Raw genomic sequence first — 18,027 nt, 5'->3', positions numbered from 1 at the left:
TTTTATCCCTATCAATTTATTTAGCAGTCTTACTTAATGTCTCTAGGATAACTTTATGGCTATCTCTACCAACCTAATCAAGTCCTTTCAACTCTCTGCATTGACGACCGCACTTGCCCTCGCGGGTTGTGGCGGTGGTGGCGGTAATGATACATTGCCGCCGCCTGTGAAAACAGGTACGGTCAGTGTCACCAATCCAAGCACCGGTACAGATTCGACCACTACGACCAATCTTGCCAGTGTGAAGAAAGTTCAATTAGTCAGTACCAGTTCTGATTTTTATATGAATGTTGGCGATAGTGTAGAGTTAACTGTCTACGCCTTAAACAGTAACAATATCGGTGTTGCTAGTGTACCGGTAAGCGTTCAGATTACAGACCCAAGCGTAACAGGCGTGTTTAGTGGAATTAGTCCAAATTTAGTCACTGATGACACGGGTAAAGCGGTTATCAAACTTGATATTAAGTCTTTGACCAATGATCAAAAAAACTATTTAAAACAAAATGGTTTGGTTGTGACTACCACAGTAGGTAAAGTTTCAACAAGTAAAACCCTTAAAGGCACCGATGTTAGTACGACGACCCCAACCCCTACCGTGACTGTCACTAATTTACTATTAATTAGCGATAGCCAAAATATCACGTTGGTAAAAGGTACGAAAATTAATGTTACGGCATTAGCAGTGGATAAAGACAATAATATCATTCCGAACACGACCATCGATTTTAATATTGGAAATTCAGTTCTTAGTGGTATTTTTGCTAATAGTAATTTAAGTGTGTTAACCAATGACAGAGGTGAAGCAAATTTAGAGTTAGAGCTCAAATCCTTGTCAAATGAACAAATAAGTTATCTGTTAAATACTGGATTAACCATTAACTCAACTGCGAGAACAGGTAGTGTTGCATCTAATACTATTAATTTAAAGGGAGTCGAGCAAGGTAGTACGACGACTAAGCTAGATGTGCAAAAGGTCAATCTAACGACACCAAAGCCTAACTTTAATGTACAAGTTGGTGAAAAATTCACAGTGACTGCTTCAGTGTTAAATAGTTCAAATACTGGTCTAGGTGGTGTACCTGTCCAATTTAAACTTGATGACCCAAGTGCGACAGGTGTTTATGCGGTTTCTGATACCTCTAATGTCGTAACAAATGCCAGTGGCGAGGCGACCATCGAGCTTGAAGTAAAATCTGAAGCTGCTAAAGCCAAACTATTGTCACAGGGCATTAATATCACAGCCACTGCAAAAAATACTACTGGCACTACCCCAGTACCTGTCACTGGCAGCGTAAAACTATATGGCGTAGACCCAACCGTCGACAGTAATATCGCCAAAGTCGCACGAGTTGGTCTATCAACGACGGCTGCCAATAATACCTTTGATTTAACAGTCGGCAATACCTTTACCGTGACTGCCAATGTGGTAGATTCGGGACAAGGCGCGTTAGCAAACGTGCCAGTGACATTTACCTTGCCTGGACTAGATCAAACGGGTATTGCCAATCTGTCGGGCTCAACCGTCAAGACAGATAGTGAAGGTAAAGCAACCATCAATTTATCAATTAGTTCACTTAATGCCACGCAGCGCGATTACTTATTAAAAAATGGTTTGCAAATTAATGCTTCTGTACCTAATGGCACACCAGTCAGTCCACTAAAACTTAACACAAAACAAGTTTCTAGCGAAACTGATATTAACTCAATTTCAGTAATAGCAGATAGTGATAATATCTTGATGGCTGCAGGCAGTACTGTCAAAATCACAGCCATGGCATTAGACAAAAATTTTGGTGGATTGGCGAATCAAACTCTAACGGTTACAATTCCAAACCCATCAGCTACGGGCGTATTCAATATTACAGGCTCAACGATTACCACTGATTCAAAAGGTGAAGCCACGCTCACCTTACAAGTAAAATCAACGTTGACCGCAGCCCAAAAACAAGCATTGGCAAACGGTCTTATTGTGAATGTCACATCGGCTAATGGCAAAACTGGTCAGATTAAACTTACTGCTAAATCTGTCAATGACGTAGTCGCTAATAGTGTTACCTTGACCTCAAATGTTAACAATATCCCATTAACTGTCGGCTCGCAATTCACAGTAACAGCTACCGTAAACGACGCGCAAAACGGCGTCATTGCCAATGCACCAGTTACCTTTAGCTTGCCTTCATTGGCAAGTTATGGTGTAGCAAGTTTATCTGCTTCTACAATTTCTACTAACGCGCAAGGTCAAGCTATCATCACCTTGCAGGTACAATCATTGACTGATGCACAGAAACAAGCATTATTGAGTGGCTTTACCATCAATGCAACTTCAAATGGCAAACAAGCCACGCCATTAACCTTAAAAGGTGTTGATCCAATCACGCGCTTTGATGTTAAAGCGGTTAAAGTCACCAGCCCAGTTACCAAGTTTAACGTACAAATCGGCGAACGCTTTACTGTGACTGCTTCAGTACTGAATGGTAATAACACTGGTATTGGGGGTACGCCGGTTCAATTTACCCTTGATGATCCTGCATTAACAGGCATCTATTCGGTTTCTGACACCTCTAACATTATCACCAATGCTAAAGGTGAAGCCAGTATTGAACTTGAAGTAAAATCAGAAGCGGCAAAACAGTTACTACTAACCAAAGGTGTAACTATTAAAGCCACGGCTAAAAACACTCAAGGTACTACTGCTATAGATGTAACAGGTGCTACTACGGTGTTAGGTGTAGATCCAACCGTTAGTAATAATGTCGCAAAAGTCAGCAAAGCATTACTAGTATCAAGTGTCAATCCCTTTGAGCTAGCAGTAGGTAACAAAATTAGCGTGACTGCGGTTATTGCAGATGCAAGTAACGGTAAATTAGACGGTGTACCTGTTAGCTTTGTGTTACCTGCACTTGATCAAACAGGTATTGCTAATCTGTCAGGCTCTACCGTAACTACCAATTCTAATGGTGAAGCAGTAATTAACCTAGAGATTAAATCATTAACGGCTACCCAACGTAGCTATCTAGCAACCAATGGTTTAGTGGTTAAAGCAACTGTACCTAATGGCACGACCATCGCCCCATTAAAAATTTCAGCCAAGGACGTTGCTACACCTGCTACGGTGGAAACAGTTTCAGTGACCGCTGATAGCAACAACATTATCATGGCAGCAGGTAGTCACGTGAAAGTAACTGCGGTTGCACTAGACAAAAATTTTGGTGGTCTAAAAGGTCAGGTACTAACAGTAAACATTCCTAACCCATCCTTAACAGGAGTCTACAATCTCAGTGGCTCTACAATCACAACGGATGAGAAAGGTGAAGCAGTTATTGATTTAGAAGTTAAGTCACCTCTAACAGAGGCTCAAAAACAAGCCTTAACCAGCGGTCTAAATATCACAGTCACCTCGCAAAATGGTAAACGGGGTGATATTAAACTTGCGGCAAAAGCAGTTAATGAGGTCTCTGTCAGTAGTGTAACCTTAACGGGTGACAATATACCTCTTATTATTGGTAGCCAAGTTAAAGTTAAAGCTACTGTGTTAGATGCACAGCGTGGTGTTATCAAAAATGCTCCAGTAACATTTAATTTGCCAGATTTTGCAACCACTGGCGTTGCAAGTTTATCATCATCCACTGTGCTGACTGATGATAAAGGTGAGGCGATTATTGTCCTAGAAGTTAAGTCACTCACCGATGCGCAGAAACAAGCCTTGCTTAACGGTTTTACCATCAATGCCACATCTAACGGTAAAGCTGCACCTGCCTTAACATTAAAAGGCGTGGATACATCAATTCAACGTTTCGATATTAAAGCGGTAAAAGTTAACAGTCCAATCAGTAAATTTAATGTTAAAACCGGTGAGCGCTTTACCGTGACTGCGTCAGTACTCAATGGTAATAACACAGGTATTGGCGGCGCACCTGTTCAGTTTAAACTCGAAGACCCAAGCGTTACGGGTGTGTATGCCGTTTCTGACACCTCTAACATCATCACTAATGCTAGCGGCGAAGCGACCATTGAGTTAGAAGTTAAATCTGAAGCGGCCAAAGCCCGTTTACTTAGCCAAGGCGTTAAAATCACTGCCACCGCCAAAAACACCATGGGTGCGACAGCGACGAATGTGGCAGGTAGTTTGAGTGTTCTTGGTATTGATCCGACGGTCAGTGCCAATGTGGCAAAAGCCAGCAAAGCGTCGTTAGTGTCAACGATTAACCCATTTGATCTTACGGTCGGCACTACTTTCTCTGTCAGTGCGGCAGTGACTGATAGCAATGGCGGCAAGCTCTCGGACGTACCTGTCAGCTTTGTATTACCTGACCTTGAAAGCAGCGGTATTGCGAATTTATCGGGCTCCACGGTCAATACCGACAGCAATGGTCAAGCGACGATTAATCTTAAAATTATCTCTTTGTCAGCGGCTCAACGTGCTTACTTATTGAATAGTGGCTTTGTAGTAAAAGCTAATGTCGCGAATGTTGCAAGTATCACCCCACTTAAGATTGCCGCCAAAAATACCGTGGTGGTCGACAATACCATTGAATCAATCGCACTGACCGCCGACAATAACAACAACATTATTATGGCGGCTGGTAGTAAGGTTAAAATCACTGCCGTTGCCCTTAACAAGAGTTTTGGCGCCATTGCAGGGCAACAACTAAACGTCACCATCCCCAACCCTGTGAAAACTGGGGTATATAATCTGAGTGGCTCAACCATCACCACCGATGCCAAAGGCGAGGCAGTCATTGAGCTTGAAGTCAAATCAACCTTAACCACTGCCCAAAAAAATGAGCTATTAAAAGGGTTAGATGTCACCGTAACAGCTGCCAACGGCAAGCAAAACGTGATTAACCTTGTCGCCAAAGCCGCCAATGAAGTTTCGGTCAGCAGTGTTGATCTCACCTTATTTGATGCAGCGGGCAACCCGATACCCCCTAGCATGTCCTTGACGCTAGGCGAACAAGTGCAAGTGCGTGCAACCGTGCTCGATGACCAAAAAGGTGTGATCAAAAATGCCCCAGTGACTTTCTATTTACCGACTTTCTCAGCATCGGGTGTAGCCAGCCTATCACCATCCACGGTATTGACAGATGACAAAGGTGAAGCTACCATCACCTTACAAATCAAATCCCTAACTGACGCACAGAAAAAACTGCTGTTAGCGGGATATATCATCAATGCGGCCTCAAACGGCAAAACTGCACCTGCCTTGACGTTAAAAGGCGTGGATACCACCTCAAAACTTGACGTCAACAAAGTCAACTTAACCAAATCATTTAACAACTTTAGTTACAAAGTAGGTGAACGCTTCACCGTCACCGCGTCAGCGCTCAACACCGCCAACACAGGCGTGGGTGGTGCCCCTGTTCAATTTACCTTGCAAGACCCAAGCATCACCGGGGTATATGCCGTCTCTGATACCTCAAACGTCATCACCAATGCCAGCGGTGAAGCCATCCTTGAGCTTGAAGTCAAAGACCCTGCAAAAGCCAGAGCATGGGGTAAAGGCGTCAATATCACCGCTAGTAGCATCAATACTGTTAGCGGTGTTGCCAAGGTAGTGACGAGCCCTGTATTAACAGTGCAAGGTATGGAACCTGTTACCAACGTAAATATCGCAAAAGTCGCTCAAGCCAATCTCACCACCAGTGCCGTCAACAACACCTTTGACTTAACCGTAGGCAACACCTTTACCCTTACCGCCAATGTATCTGATGCCAACAACGGTAAATTAGCGGGTGTTCCAGTGACCTTTAACCTACCAGGGTTGGAACAAACCGGTATTGCCAATCTATCGGGTTCGACCGTTACCAGTGATGCCACAGGTAAAGCGACCATTAGCTTAGAGATCACCTCACTATCTGCTACTCAGCGTGAATACTTATTAAAGAACGGCTTTACGGTCAATGCCACTGTACCAAATGGCACCGCCATTACCCCGCTCAAGCTTAATGCCAAACAAGTGGTCGCGCCTGACACCTTGGTTAATAGCGTATCAGTCATTGCCGACAGCAATAACATCTTGATGGCGGCAGGTAGCAAAGTGCAACTAAATGCTATCGCCCTTGACAAGACCTTCGGTGGGCTCGCTAACCAAACCCTAAACATCAGCCTACCAAATCCTGCCACCACTGGCATTTATAACCTAGGCAATTCAACCGTCACTACCGATGCCAAAGGTGAAGCTATCATTGACGTGGGTATCAAAGCTGCCCTCACCGCTGCCCAAAGAGCTGCGTTACAAAGCGGCATCACCGTCACGGTCACCTCAGCCAATGGCAAACAAGGTATCGTGACCTTATTCGGTAAAGCGGTCAATGAGGCAGCAGTCAGTAGTGTAGATTTGAGTGCCAACGTCACTGCTATTGCACTGACAGTCGGCTCACAATTTAAAGTCACGGCAACGGTGCTCGACGCCCAAAAAGGTGTTGTTAGCAATGCCCCTGTGACCTTTAACTTACCAAGCCGAGCGGCTTCTGGGGTAGCAAGCTTATCGCCATCAACGGTTGTTACTGACAGTCAAGGTCGTGCGGTGATTACCCTTGAAGTAGAATCACTCACCGATGCGCAGAAACAAGCATTACTTAACGGTTTTACCGTCAATGCCACATCTAACGGTAAAGCTGCACCTGCCTTAACATTAAAAGGCGTGGATACATCAATTCAACGTTTCGATATTAAAGCGGTAAAAGTTAACAGTCCAATCAGTAAATTTAATGTTAAAACCGGTGAGCGCTTTACCGTGACTGCGTCAGTACTCAATGGTAATAACACAGGTATTGGCGGCGCACCTGTTCAGTTTAAACTCGAAGACCCAAGCGTTACGGGTGTGTATGCCGTTTCTGACACCTCTAACATCATCACTAATGCTAGCGGCGAAGCGACCATTGAGTTAGAAGTTAAATCTGAAGCGGCGAAAGCACGCTTATTAAGCCAAGGCATAAGTATCACTGCGATCGCTAAAAACACTATGGGTACCACACCGGTAGATGTGTCAGGATCGATTAAAGTATTAGGGGTTGATCCAACGGTTAGTGCTAATACTACAAAAGTGGCTCAAGCGACATTATCTAGCACTACTCCAAGCAATAGCTTTGATTTAACAGTGGGTAATAGCTTCTCAGTGACTGCAAACATTGCAGATGCTACACAGGGTGCTTTAAGCGGTGTTCCTGTCACCTTTAGCTTACCTGGACTTGAGCAAACAGGTGTCGCCAATCTATCGGGATCAACGGTTACTACCGATGCACAAGGCAAAGCAACCATTAATTTGGAAATCGCTTCATTAACGCTTGACCAGCGTAACTATTTATTGGCGAATGGCTTAGTAGTCAATGCGACAGTACCAAATGGTACTAAGATCAACCCACTTAAATTGACAGCTAAGCAAGTCACCAGTGTTGATACTCTAGTTAAATCTGTATCTATGACCGCTGACAGTGACAGTATCTTAATGGCAGCGGGGAGTAAGGTGAAAGTCACCGCCGTTGCACTTGATAAAAACTTTGGTGGTATTGCCAATACCAATTTAACCTTTAGTCTTCCTGACCCAGCGACCACTGGTCTTTACAATATAACTGGCTCAACGGTTAAAACCGATGCTAAAGGCGAATCTGTGATTGAGCTTGAAATCAAGTCTACGTTAACAGAGGCTCAAAAAGCGGCCCTACTTAGTGGCATTAAGATTCAAGCAGTTTCAGCTAATGGTGCTATCGGTCAAGCAACTGTAATAGGTAAACAAGTCAACGAGGCATTAGTCAGTAAGTTAACATTAGCCTCTAATGTTTCTGCTATTGCCTTAACTACTGGTACGCAGTTTACTATCACAGCAACAGCCTTAGATGGACAAAATGGCGCACTTGCGAATGTGCCCGTGACTTTTAATTTGCCAAGTGTGACTCAATATGGTGTGGTGAGTTTATCACCTTCTACTATCACTACAAATGCTCAAGGTCAAGCGACTATTACGCTGCAAGTACAGTCCCTCACCGATGCGCAGAAACAAGCCTTGCTTAACGGTTTTACCATCAATGCCACATCTAACGGTAAAGCTGCACCTGCCTTAACATTAAAAGGCGTGGATACCAGTGTCAAACGCCTTGATGTCAAATCGGTCAAATTAACCTCACCCGTTAATCCATTTAATATCAAAATTGGCGAACGCTTCACTGTGACTGCGTCAGTACTCAATGGTAATAATACTGGTATTGGCGGCGCACCTGTTGAATTCAATCTGCTAACTAACCCATCCGTATCGGGTGTGTATGCAGTTTCTGATACCTCAAATATCACCACCAATGCCAGTGGTGAAGCCACGATTGAGCTAGAAGTCAAATCGACAGCTGCCAAAGACTACCTGATTCAAAACGGTATCAGCATCCAAGCGGTTTCTAAGAATACCATGAACACGACACCAACTGACGTTAAAGGCAATATCACCCTAAAAGGCATCGATCCTTCAGCAGTGCCAGTCGAAGCTAACATTGCATTAGTCAAACAAGGTGCATTGAGTAGTAGTTTATCTAATAATATTTTCGATTTGACCGTGGGTACTACCTTTGATATTACTGCGACGGTAGCAGATGCCAATCAGGGTCCATTGAGCAAAGTACCTGTCACTTTCTCATTGCCAGGGTTGGAATCAACGGGTATTGCTAATTTATCAGGGTCAACGGTTACTACCGATACGCAAGGCAAAGCCGTTATCAAGCTACGTATTGACGCTTTATCCGCTGGCCAGCGTAATTATCTACTTACTAATGGTTTAGTAGTCAACGCAACAGTACCAAATGGCACCAAAATTAATCCAATTAAACTCTCTGCTAGAGATGCAGGGATTGATAGCGTGGTTACCTCTATTGCTGTCACCGCTGATAGAGATGATATCTTGATGATGGCAGGCTCTAAAGTCCATGTGACTGCTTCTGCATTGAATGGTAACTTTGGCGGTGTCCCTGCAAGTGATTTGACATTTAGTATCCCAGATCCAGCGTTGACTAATGTCTTTAACATCACCGGCACAACCGTGAAAACGGACGAAAAAGGCGAAGCCAGTATCGATTTAGAAGTCAAAAACTTATTAACCGCTAGCCAAAAAGCCTATCTACAAAATGGTCTAAAAGTTAAAGTCACTGCCCCAAGTGGTGCTACAGGTGAAATCACGCTAAAAGCCAAAGCTGTCAATGAAGTGAGCATTGATAAAGTGGTCTTAGAGAATTTCCCAAATACGCCAGTCGTATTGAGCCAAGGCAATGAGTTTATTGTGATGGCTCACACAGTCGATGCCCAAAACGGTGCTGTTACCAATGCGCCTGTTACTTTCAACCTACCAGACCCGACAACCACTGGCATTGTGAGCTTATCGCCTTCTACAGTATTGACCAGTGAAGTCGCTGCGCCTGTAGAGCCGATGATTGGCGAGCGAGCGGTAATTATTCCTAAGGGTACGGCTTATATCCGCTTACGCGTGATAGACCCAGCCAAAGCGGAAAAATTGATTGCAAGTGGCTATATGGTAAAAGCCGCATCTAACGGTAATGTAACACAAACACTCAATGTACCTCTCACCAAAACTCCCTCACAACCGACAGTGAATGACATTGCTAAAGTCAATTTGGTTACAGATGTTAATACGCTAACTACCAATAATGGTGATACAATCAACGTAACTGCCCAAGTGCGTGATGCCAAAAATTTCAGCCTAGCGAACATGCCTGTCAGCTTTACGCTATTGGATGCGGCAGCTGCAACGGGTATAACTAATACCACCCCACTTCAGGCAACCACCAATGCCAATGGTGAAGCGGTATTAACTTTAAAAGTCGGTGCGCTCACCCCAGACCAAAAATACTACTTGCAAACTAGTGGACTATCATTTAAGGCATCTGCTGGTGCTATCACTAGCTCAACGGTCACCTTAAGAACCCAAGAAGCGATTACGGCCAATAGCGTCAACTCATTGCTATTAACCAGTGATTCAGCAATTCAATTGGCTATTGGCTCAAAAGTTAAAGTCACAGCGCTTGCAATAGATAAAAACGGCGCCGTCGTGCCAAATGCGCAAGTCAGCTTCAAAGTTCCAACGGATTCTGGCTTGGTCAATAACACAGGTGCGGTTGTGAATACCAACGCCAATGGTGAAGCAACCATTGAAGTTGAAATCAAAGACCTTGCCAAGGCAACGACTGCTTTACAAAATGGTTTAGTCGTCACTGCCCAATCTGGTGTGTCTGTGGGTACTACTACCGTCCGCGGTGCGACAAGCAATGCAAATACACAAGCGTATAAATTATTTGTTAGTCCATCAAAAACTATTCTAAGAACGGCAACCGATACATCTACTCTAGGTATTAAAGTTACTGATACTAATGGCGGCATTAAAGCGGGTGTGCCAGTCCAACTGCAAATCTTAGAAGGTATCAATAAAGGTATTACTTTTAATAAAGCATCGAATCTAGTGACCGATGCCAATGGTTTTGTACAAGTAGATTTGGTACAAAGTGATATTGGGCTGGTTTCAAAACTTGACCATAGCGCAAAAGTACGTGTCATTGTGAATGATGGTGTGTATCAACAAACTGAGCAAACCATTGATTTCACTGTAACGGGTACGTCCATCAAGGATGGTTTCATCTCCAAGTCGGTGATTACTGATAGCCTGACTGATACTATCACTGTATCTGGTGTGGCTGTCGATGGTAATGGTCGCCCTATCGCCAATCAATCGATTCAGCTATTAAAAGACGGTGCGGCGTTGACTGTTCCGATGGTAAATACTGATTCCAATGGCAAATTTACCTTTACCGTCAATAGCCAACAATTAGGGGCAGCGACCGATAGCACCTTTGATTTGCAGGCAAGAATTACCAATGCCAATGCCACTTTGACTTCTCAACCTTTCAGCTTAGGCACATTGACCAAAGTCACTGCAACCAATCTGAGTTTGAAAGTTTCTCAAAACAATCAAACTGCTATCAACAATGAAATCAAGGTAGAAACGCCTACCACTGTCACCGTCGACCTACCATCGACCGTGGCTGATGGTACTATTATTTACTTGACCACCAATAAAGGCACCCTTGGCACCAACGGTGAAACTCGCGTGTTAGTAGCTGCCCAAAATGGTCAAGCGGTATTTAATAACATCCAATCAAAATCGCCGGGTGTCGCGACGTTAACCGTAGAATATAATGGTGCCAAACAACTTGAGCAAGATATTACTTACATCACTGACAAAGTCGCCAAATTATTGGTACAAGTTACCAATACCACAGTGAGTGTCAACGGTGAAACCAAAATCATTGCTTCGGTAAGAGACATCAACGATGCCCCTGTTAAAAATGCCTTGGTTGAATTCTCAACAGTTGAAGATGCATCAGGCGGCAAATTATCTTCAGGTACAGCATTAACCGATGCGTCTGGTAATGCAGTGGTTAGCTACTTTGCAGGTAAAAATGCTACTCCAGTCAATGGCGTTAAAATAAGCACGGCGGTGAAATCCGTTAAATTAGGCAATAGTTATTTACCTGTCACGGGCGTTCAACCGCAAACCACCACCTTCACCGTGCAAAACTTCTCTGCATGGATTGGTTTTGCGTTTGCCGACAAAGTGGCACCTACTACAGATAATATATACTATATCCGCGCTGGCTCTATCTTTATCAATAACAGCATTGGTCAACCTGCCGTCAACCAAGAAGTTTCCATCTCAGTTGTACCAAAAACCTATGGTGTGGGGATGTGGAAATTTATACCTAAAGTTGCAGGTATACCAGCCGTGACTGATAAAGACGGTGTGGTTACTGTGCCTGCTGTGCCTGAAGTACCTGCAAAATGGATAAGACAATCCTTTATGGGTGGTAGTACAATCAATGGATTTTTCAGCTGTCTTTCAGAAGACTTTAATGGTAATGCTACTTTAGATAGAAGTGAAGATTTAAATGGAAACGGTCAGTTAGATGCTGGAGAAGATTTAAATAACAATGGTAAGATAGATTTTGCTATTGCTGAAGACTATAACGGTGATGGTTTGCTCACACCAATAAATCCAATTACCGTATTAGCCCCGAATGGTACGCAAATTCTTAGCACCCAAACTGTCAAAACTGATGCCACAGGTAAGTTAGACTTTAGTATCCGTTATGCTAAAGAATATGCCCAGTGGTTGACAGCGACAGTTCGCGTGACGACAAAAGTTGATGGTAGTGAATTCTCTCAGGAACGTGATATTAGTCTCCCTGTTCTTGATGACGATGTGATTACTGAAGACAATAAAGGTATTCGTCCTAATACGCTAAGTCCATTTGGTACTTTAGTCAGTTCTACAATGCTGCCTTATTGCTCATTCTCAGCTAACAACTAATAATTGGTCTATTAATCTTTGAAAAACATAAACCCCTTACAAAATGTAAGGGGTTTTTGTTTGTCACTCCAAAAATTCAAAAAACTAAGTCAACATCCGCCCCCGTGCGGTGCGTACGATATAACCTTGCTGAATCAGATACGGCTCAATCACATCTTCAAGCGTGCCTCTATCTTCTGCCAAAGCCGCCGCAATCGACTCAACCCCCGCAGGTCCGCCATTAAAACGCTCTTCTAGCATCTCAAGATAACGTCTATCAAGATTATCAAGCCCGCGTTTATCAACTGCCAGCATATCGAGTGCGCTATGCGCAATTTCAGCGGTGACGGTGCCATCGCCTTTAACTTGGGCATAATCACGTACGCGGCGTAGCAACCGATTGGCAATACGCGGTGTACCGCGCGACCGTCTAGCGACTTCGACTGCCCCTTCTTTGGTCATAGGCACGTTAAGTAATCCAGCCGATCTTGTGACAATGGTCGTTAAGTCCTCCACATTATAAAACTCTAATCGCTGTACAATACCAAATCTATCGCGCAGTGGCGAGGTCAACAAACCTGCTCGCGTGGTCGCAGCCACCAAAGTAAAAGGCGGCAAATCAAGCTTTATAGAGCGTGCAGCAGGTCCTTCGCCAATCATAATATCAAGCTGAAAATCTTCCATCGCAGGATACAAGATTTCTTCAATCATCGGGCTTAAACGGTGAATCTCATCAATAAACAGCACATCACCAGGCTCTAAATTGGTCAGCATCGCTGCCAAATCACCCGCGCGTTCAAGCACAGGACCAGACGTCGAGCGCAAATTACCGCCCATCTCACGGGCGATAATGTTGGCGAGTGTGGTTTTACCCAGTCCAGGCGGTCCAAATATCAAGGTATGGTCGAGCGCTTCTTTTCTCGATAATGCCGCGTTGATAAACACGCCCATTTGTTCTTTGACCACAGGCTGACCGATATATTCAGCGAGTAACGCTGGACGAATATTATTGTCATTTTGGTCTTCTGAACGCCCCATCGGACTAATCAGACGTTGCTGCGAATTGGCACTTGAAAAAGGTGGAATCATAAGTATTTGACACTAGTTGCAAGTTTTAAAGAGGATAATAGCACTGGCAAATCTTGCAAGTGCTATGGGATGTAGAGAGAAAAAGTAAAAAAATTTAGGGCAATACACGCTGCAATGTCATATCACATCGGGTGCCTTTACTATCCTTGCACCACTGCATTTGCTCACCTTGTTGTTTGACATAAGCAACCAAAATATCGCCGGTCTGGTCAACGCGATTGCCGGAACAGTCTGTTGCATTGTTATCATATTGGGTCTGAATCGCTAGTGCAGGCAAACCATCCCCTGTGTCAGCGTACAAATATTTGCCGTACGTAAACTCCTGACCGCTTGAACCGATAAATTGCTGATCGCGCCCAAAATTATACCGCTCTTGGCAACTTGGCTGCGCAGCGTCGGTTTTATCAAGTCGCAGCTGCCACTGTCCTGCGATATTTGGCAAAATATGAGTCGACACTTGCGCCACTTGCTGTTGGGTTTTGCTATCATCGGGCAACGTACCACCCATGGCTAAACTGGTTAAAATGCCTATCAACGAAATATTCATAAAGTCCATCGTTATTTTATTCCTTTTATCATGCTATCTTTATAAGCTAACAACCCAACTCATCTACCAGTTCTCAATCAGCCAATTTTTACTCAGCGAGGTTAGCGCCGACATTTATAATAACTTTTAATAAATTTTGGTAAAAATTTTTGGTATTTGGGGTTAATATTCAAAGATATTCAAAATGTTAAAGGCTAAATTATTCTGCTTTTAATGGGGTCAGCACGCAAAAATTTAACCTAGAACCAAAAAAATTATTTAAGCACTTTATTTAAACACTTTAACTTTATTTGACTACTTAAAGTTTCATGTTCATCAATGGCTTTAATCATACTTGCTTTTGGCTTTATTTGCTATAACACAATAATCCTCATAATGCAGTATTGCCAAAACATCAGGCGGTCATAAAATCTGTGCAAATTTGCTTGTCAAAAAGTTAAAAACCCAGCATAATAACCGAAGATTTCAGGAGAGAATGTTGTTTTGTTTTTCATCAAATTATGAAATACCAAAACCATCACCGAAGGCGTAAAGACCCTATAATCGCTCAGGTAAAAGGACTGGAATCGTAATTTTTGGCAGTGGCGTATGCACTGCATCAAAACACAACAAATCTGGAGAGTGTATTGCTTTGCAATACCACCGAAGGGGAAAAGATTGACTTGTCTATCTATACTATAAGAAGTAAGAAGCTGACAAGTCGATTGAAAATCTCAGGTAACAGGACAGATAGGGCTGATAGCTACCGACATCAGGTTGGATTAGTTTTAGTGCTCTATTGATGTGCGATGTTTGGCTTTAGCGTTTTATCCCAAGCTATTAAAACATCAAATAAACCATCAAGCCGTTATTTGATTTTTATCCACTCTAGGATTTGCCATGTCAGCCACAGACAAGCCTTTAAACCGCACCCCTTTTTATCAATCCCATATCGATAGCAACGGCAAAATCGTTGACTTCTCTGGTTGGCAATTGCCTATCCATTATGGTTCACAGATTCAAGAACATGACGTTGTGCGTACCGATGCGGGCATGTTTGACGTGTCACATATGGTGGTGACTGACATCGCCGGCAAAGATGCCAAAGCTTGCCTGCAAAAACTGCTCGCCAATGATGTCGCCAAACTCAAATTTGTCGGTAAAGCGCTTTACTCTGCCATGCTAAACGAAAACGGCGGTGTGATTGATGACTTAATTGTTTACCGGATGAACGATGCAGAGACCGAGTACCGTATCGTCTCAAATGCTGCCACCCGTGATAAAGATTTGGCACAGTTTGACAAAGTCGCCAAAGACTTTGCCGTCACCATTACCGAGCGCCCAGAACTTGCTATGCTTGCGGTGCAAGGCCCTAATGCCTTGCAGAAACTGAGCCAAGCCAAACCAAATTGGGCTGATAGCCTAGCTACCTTAAAACCGTTTGTGGGCAAAGACTTGACCGACATCGAAGGCGCAGATTGGTTTGTGGCGCGTACCGGTTACACGGGTGAAGACGGCGTTGAAGTCATTTTGCCACAAGCACAAGCCTCAGCATTTTTTACCTTACTCAAAGACCATGGCATCGCCCCAGCAGGATTAGGTGCCCGTGATACATTACGTCTTGAAGCGGGTATGAATTTGTATGGCCATGAGATGGATGAAACCATCAATCCGTATGAATGCGGTATGGCGTGGACGTTGGCGGTAAAAGACGATCGGGATTTTGTGGGTCGTGAGGCTATGCAAGCCAAACAAGACCAAGCGATTGCTGAGGGGAATGACGTCATGCAAGTAGGCTTAGTGCTAGAGTCTCGTGGGGTACTGCGTGAAGGCATGACGGTCACGCTAGACAATGGCAAAACTGGGGTAATCACCAGCGGCACTTTTAGCCCAAGCCTAAAACAATCGATTGCGATTGCCCGTATTCCAAAGACGACGGATACAGCAGCCACGGTTGATTTGCGGGGTACACCGACGCCAGTACGTATCATTTCGTTACCGTTTGTTAGAAATGGCAACAAACAATTCAACTAAGATTTTATCATGTTATGATGGATTTAGCGCTTATTAATGAACAACATTCAAATAATTAGTCGGCGTAATTTGAAAAACCGATAATAAATTCATCCTACTTTAGAAGGTAAAATCATGAAAAAATTACTCTTTGTTGTACCGTTTTTGGCAAGTTTGGCGGCCTGTACTTCAACCCCAGTAGCACAGCCTAGTCCGTCTCAAGTGTTGGCAATTCAAGCAAATTCACAAACCTTTAAATGTGACAACAACACTGAAGTCGTGGCGTTCTACGGTAAAGAAAACGGCAGCAATGTCGCTAATTTAAAAATCACCTCGCCCATGCTCAGTCTAAACCAAGCTGCGATGGTGTTAAAACAAGATGTATCAGGCTCGGGTAACCGCTATACCTTGTCAAATGCGACCAAAACTACTATGTATGATTGGGGCGTTAAAGGTGCAGAAGGTGCGTTAACCGTAACCTCACAAGGTCGTGATTATAACTTTGTGTGTAATGCTATTTAATCTGATTCACTTGTTGAATGGGTTAAACCGCTCAATTGGTTTTTAAGTTTGGTCGATATACATTGTATCGACCAAATTTTTGTTACTCAGTTTATTAAATTACTTAGCTTTTAAAATGTTTGTTAAATTATTAGGCTTTTAAAAATATTTAGTAAAAAGGCGCCAAGTGTGACTGCTTGGCTAACAGCCTTTTATTTTCACCCCTACTTTTGCTTTGAGGAAAATAGTTATGAGCAATATTCCAGCAGATTTAAAATATGTGGCTAGTCATGAATGGTTACGCCAAGAAGAAGACGGCACTATCACTGTGGGTATTACTCACCATGCCCAAGACTTGCTCGGTGATATCGTGTATGTTGAATTGCCTGAAGTGGGTGAACACGTTGACGTGGATGCTGAAATTGCCGTGGTCGAATCGGTGAAAGCTGCCTCGGATGTCTACGCACCCATCGCTGGTGAAATCCTAGCGGTCAATGAAGCCTTGGTAGATGCGCCAGAAACCATTAATGAAGACCCTTATGGCGAAGGTTGGTTCTTTAAAATCAAACCAGACAATGCCGATGATTACCAAGGCTTGATGGACGCAGACGAGTACCAAGATAGTATTTAATCATCTTTATCTCATGATTTTCATCTCGTCTTTTTTATAGACTCTAGCTAAGGTAATCGCTTGATTACCTTAGCCTGTTGTCCTATCAATTAACTGTAACGCATCCTTTATTTTGAACGCATCCTTTATTTTGTTAACTTGAGAGCTGATATGTCAACACTTACCCCGCTTGCTGACCCAAAACAAGCCAGTTTTTATGAGGTGGTGAGCACTCGCCGTTCGGTACGACGCTTTACCAAAACGCCCATCAGTGATGAGGTGCTGAACGCCTGTCTCGATATGGCGATGTTAGCGCCTAGCTCAAGTAATTTACAGCCTTGGCAATTTTTTGTGATTGAATCAGAAGAAAAGCGCCAAAAAACTGTGACCTATTGTATGAGCCAAAATGCAGCAAAAACCGCCAATAAGCTGATTGTCGTGGTCGCTCGTACTGACACGTGGCGTCAACACGCCAAAGACAATATCAAGTATTTTCCTGTCAAACCTGTACCAAAACCTGTGCAAGATTATTATGGCAAGCTTATTCCACTGACCATGACGCGCGGTGTGATGAATGTGTTCACCCCTGCCAAATGGGCGCTGACGCAAGCCACGCGCAAAGTCAAAGGTGCGATGGTTGACCCCATCTATGATGCTGACGATCTCAAAAACTGGGCGCTCATTAGCACCTCACTGGCTGCCGAGAATTTGATGCTCGCCTTGCGTGCCCACGGTTTTGATAGTTGCCCGATGGGGGGATTTGACGAGCCGCAACTCAAAAAATTGCTTGATCTCAATGAAGAGCAGCATATTTGTATGGTAATTGCTGCCGGTGAACGCGACGAGCGTGGTATCTATAGTGAGCAATACCGTTTTGAGCGTGAGCGCTTTATCGTTAAGGTGTAATATCATTAAAGTGTGATTTTTATCCATTCAACCGATGTTTGTCATGTT

The 18,027-nt window shown here is 43.6% G+C and carries 7 protein-coding genes and 2 riboswitches; of the genes, 5 read left to right on the top strand and 2 right to left on the bottom strand.

Annotation, left to right across the window (positions count from 1 at the left end; genetic code table 11):
- Positions 1-55: 55 nt before the first annotated feature.
- Positions 56-12,355 (top strand): hypothetical protein, encoded by a 12,300-nt coding sequence (locus tag RT422_RS05800; protein WP_313421624.1) that lies wholly within the window; start codon positions 56-58, stop codon positions 12,353-12,355.
- Positions 12,356-12,439: 84 nt separating this feature from the next.
- Here the strand turns inward: RT422_RS05800 and ruvB are convergent, their stop codons facing one another.
- Both ruvB and RT422_RS05790 read right to left on the bottom strand, forming a co-directional pair.
- Complete coding sequence (gene ruvB / locus RT422_RS05795; protein ID WP_062331309.1) at positions 12,440-13,423, bottom strand: Holliday junction branch migration DNA helicase RuvB; 984 nt, start codon at positions 13,421-13,423, stop codon at positions 12,440-12,442.
- A 94-nt stretch (positions 13,424-13,517) separates the two neighbouring features.
- A complete protein-coding gene (locus tag RT422_RS05790) occupies positions 13,518-13,970 on the bottom strand; it encodes a hypothetical protein (protein WP_228274224.1) in 453 nt (150 codons plus the stop codon).
- A gap of 456 nt (positions 13,971-14,426) precedes the next feature.
- Positions 14,427-14,543: riboswitch (glycine riboswitch) on the top strand.
- 31 nt (positions 14,544-14,574) lie between these two features.
- Positions 14,575-14,709, top strand: a riboswitch (glycine riboswitch).
- Between the two features lie 140 nt (positions 14,710-14,849).
- Between RT422_RS05790 and gcvT the strand changes: the two genes are divergently transcribed.
- From gcvT to RT422_RS05770, 4 genes are all read left to right on the top strand, one after another.
- A complete protein-coding gene (gcvT, locus tag RT422_RS05785) occupies positions 14,850-15,983 on the top strand; it encodes a glycine cleavage system aminomethyltransferase GcvT (protein WP_313421623.1) in 1,134 nt (377 codons plus the stop codon).
- Positions 15,984-16,097: 114 nt separating this feature from the next.
- Positions 16,098-16,484: an MliC family protein gene (locus RT422_RS05780; protein WP_313421622.1), complete on the top strand. Its 387-nt coding sequence runs from the start codon at positions 16,098-16,100 to the stop codon at positions 16,482-16,484.
- 229 nt (positions 16,485-16,713) lie between these two features.
- Positions 16,714-17,094: a glycine cleavage system protein GcvH gene (gene gcvH, locus RT422_RS05775; protein ID WP_007115930.1), complete on the top strand. Its 381-nt coding sequence runs from the start codon at positions 16,714-16,716 to the stop codon at positions 17,092-17,094.
- 150 nt (positions 17,095-17,244) lie between these two features.
- Complete coding sequence (locus RT422_RS05770; RefSeq protein ID WP_099808283.1) at positions 17,245-17,979, top strand: nitroreductase family protein; 735 nt, start codon at positions 17,245-17,247, stop codon at positions 17,977-17,979.
- Positions 17,980-18,027: the final 48 nt, after the last annotated feature.

This window comes from Moraxella sp. CTOTU49803, from assembly GCF_032097965.1.
Taxonomy (GTDB): Bacteria; Pseudomonadota; Gammaproteobacteria; order Pseudomonadales; family Moraxellaceae; genus Faucicola; species Faucicola tetraodonis.
This window is presented reverse-complemented; position numbering and strand designations above follow the sequence as displayed.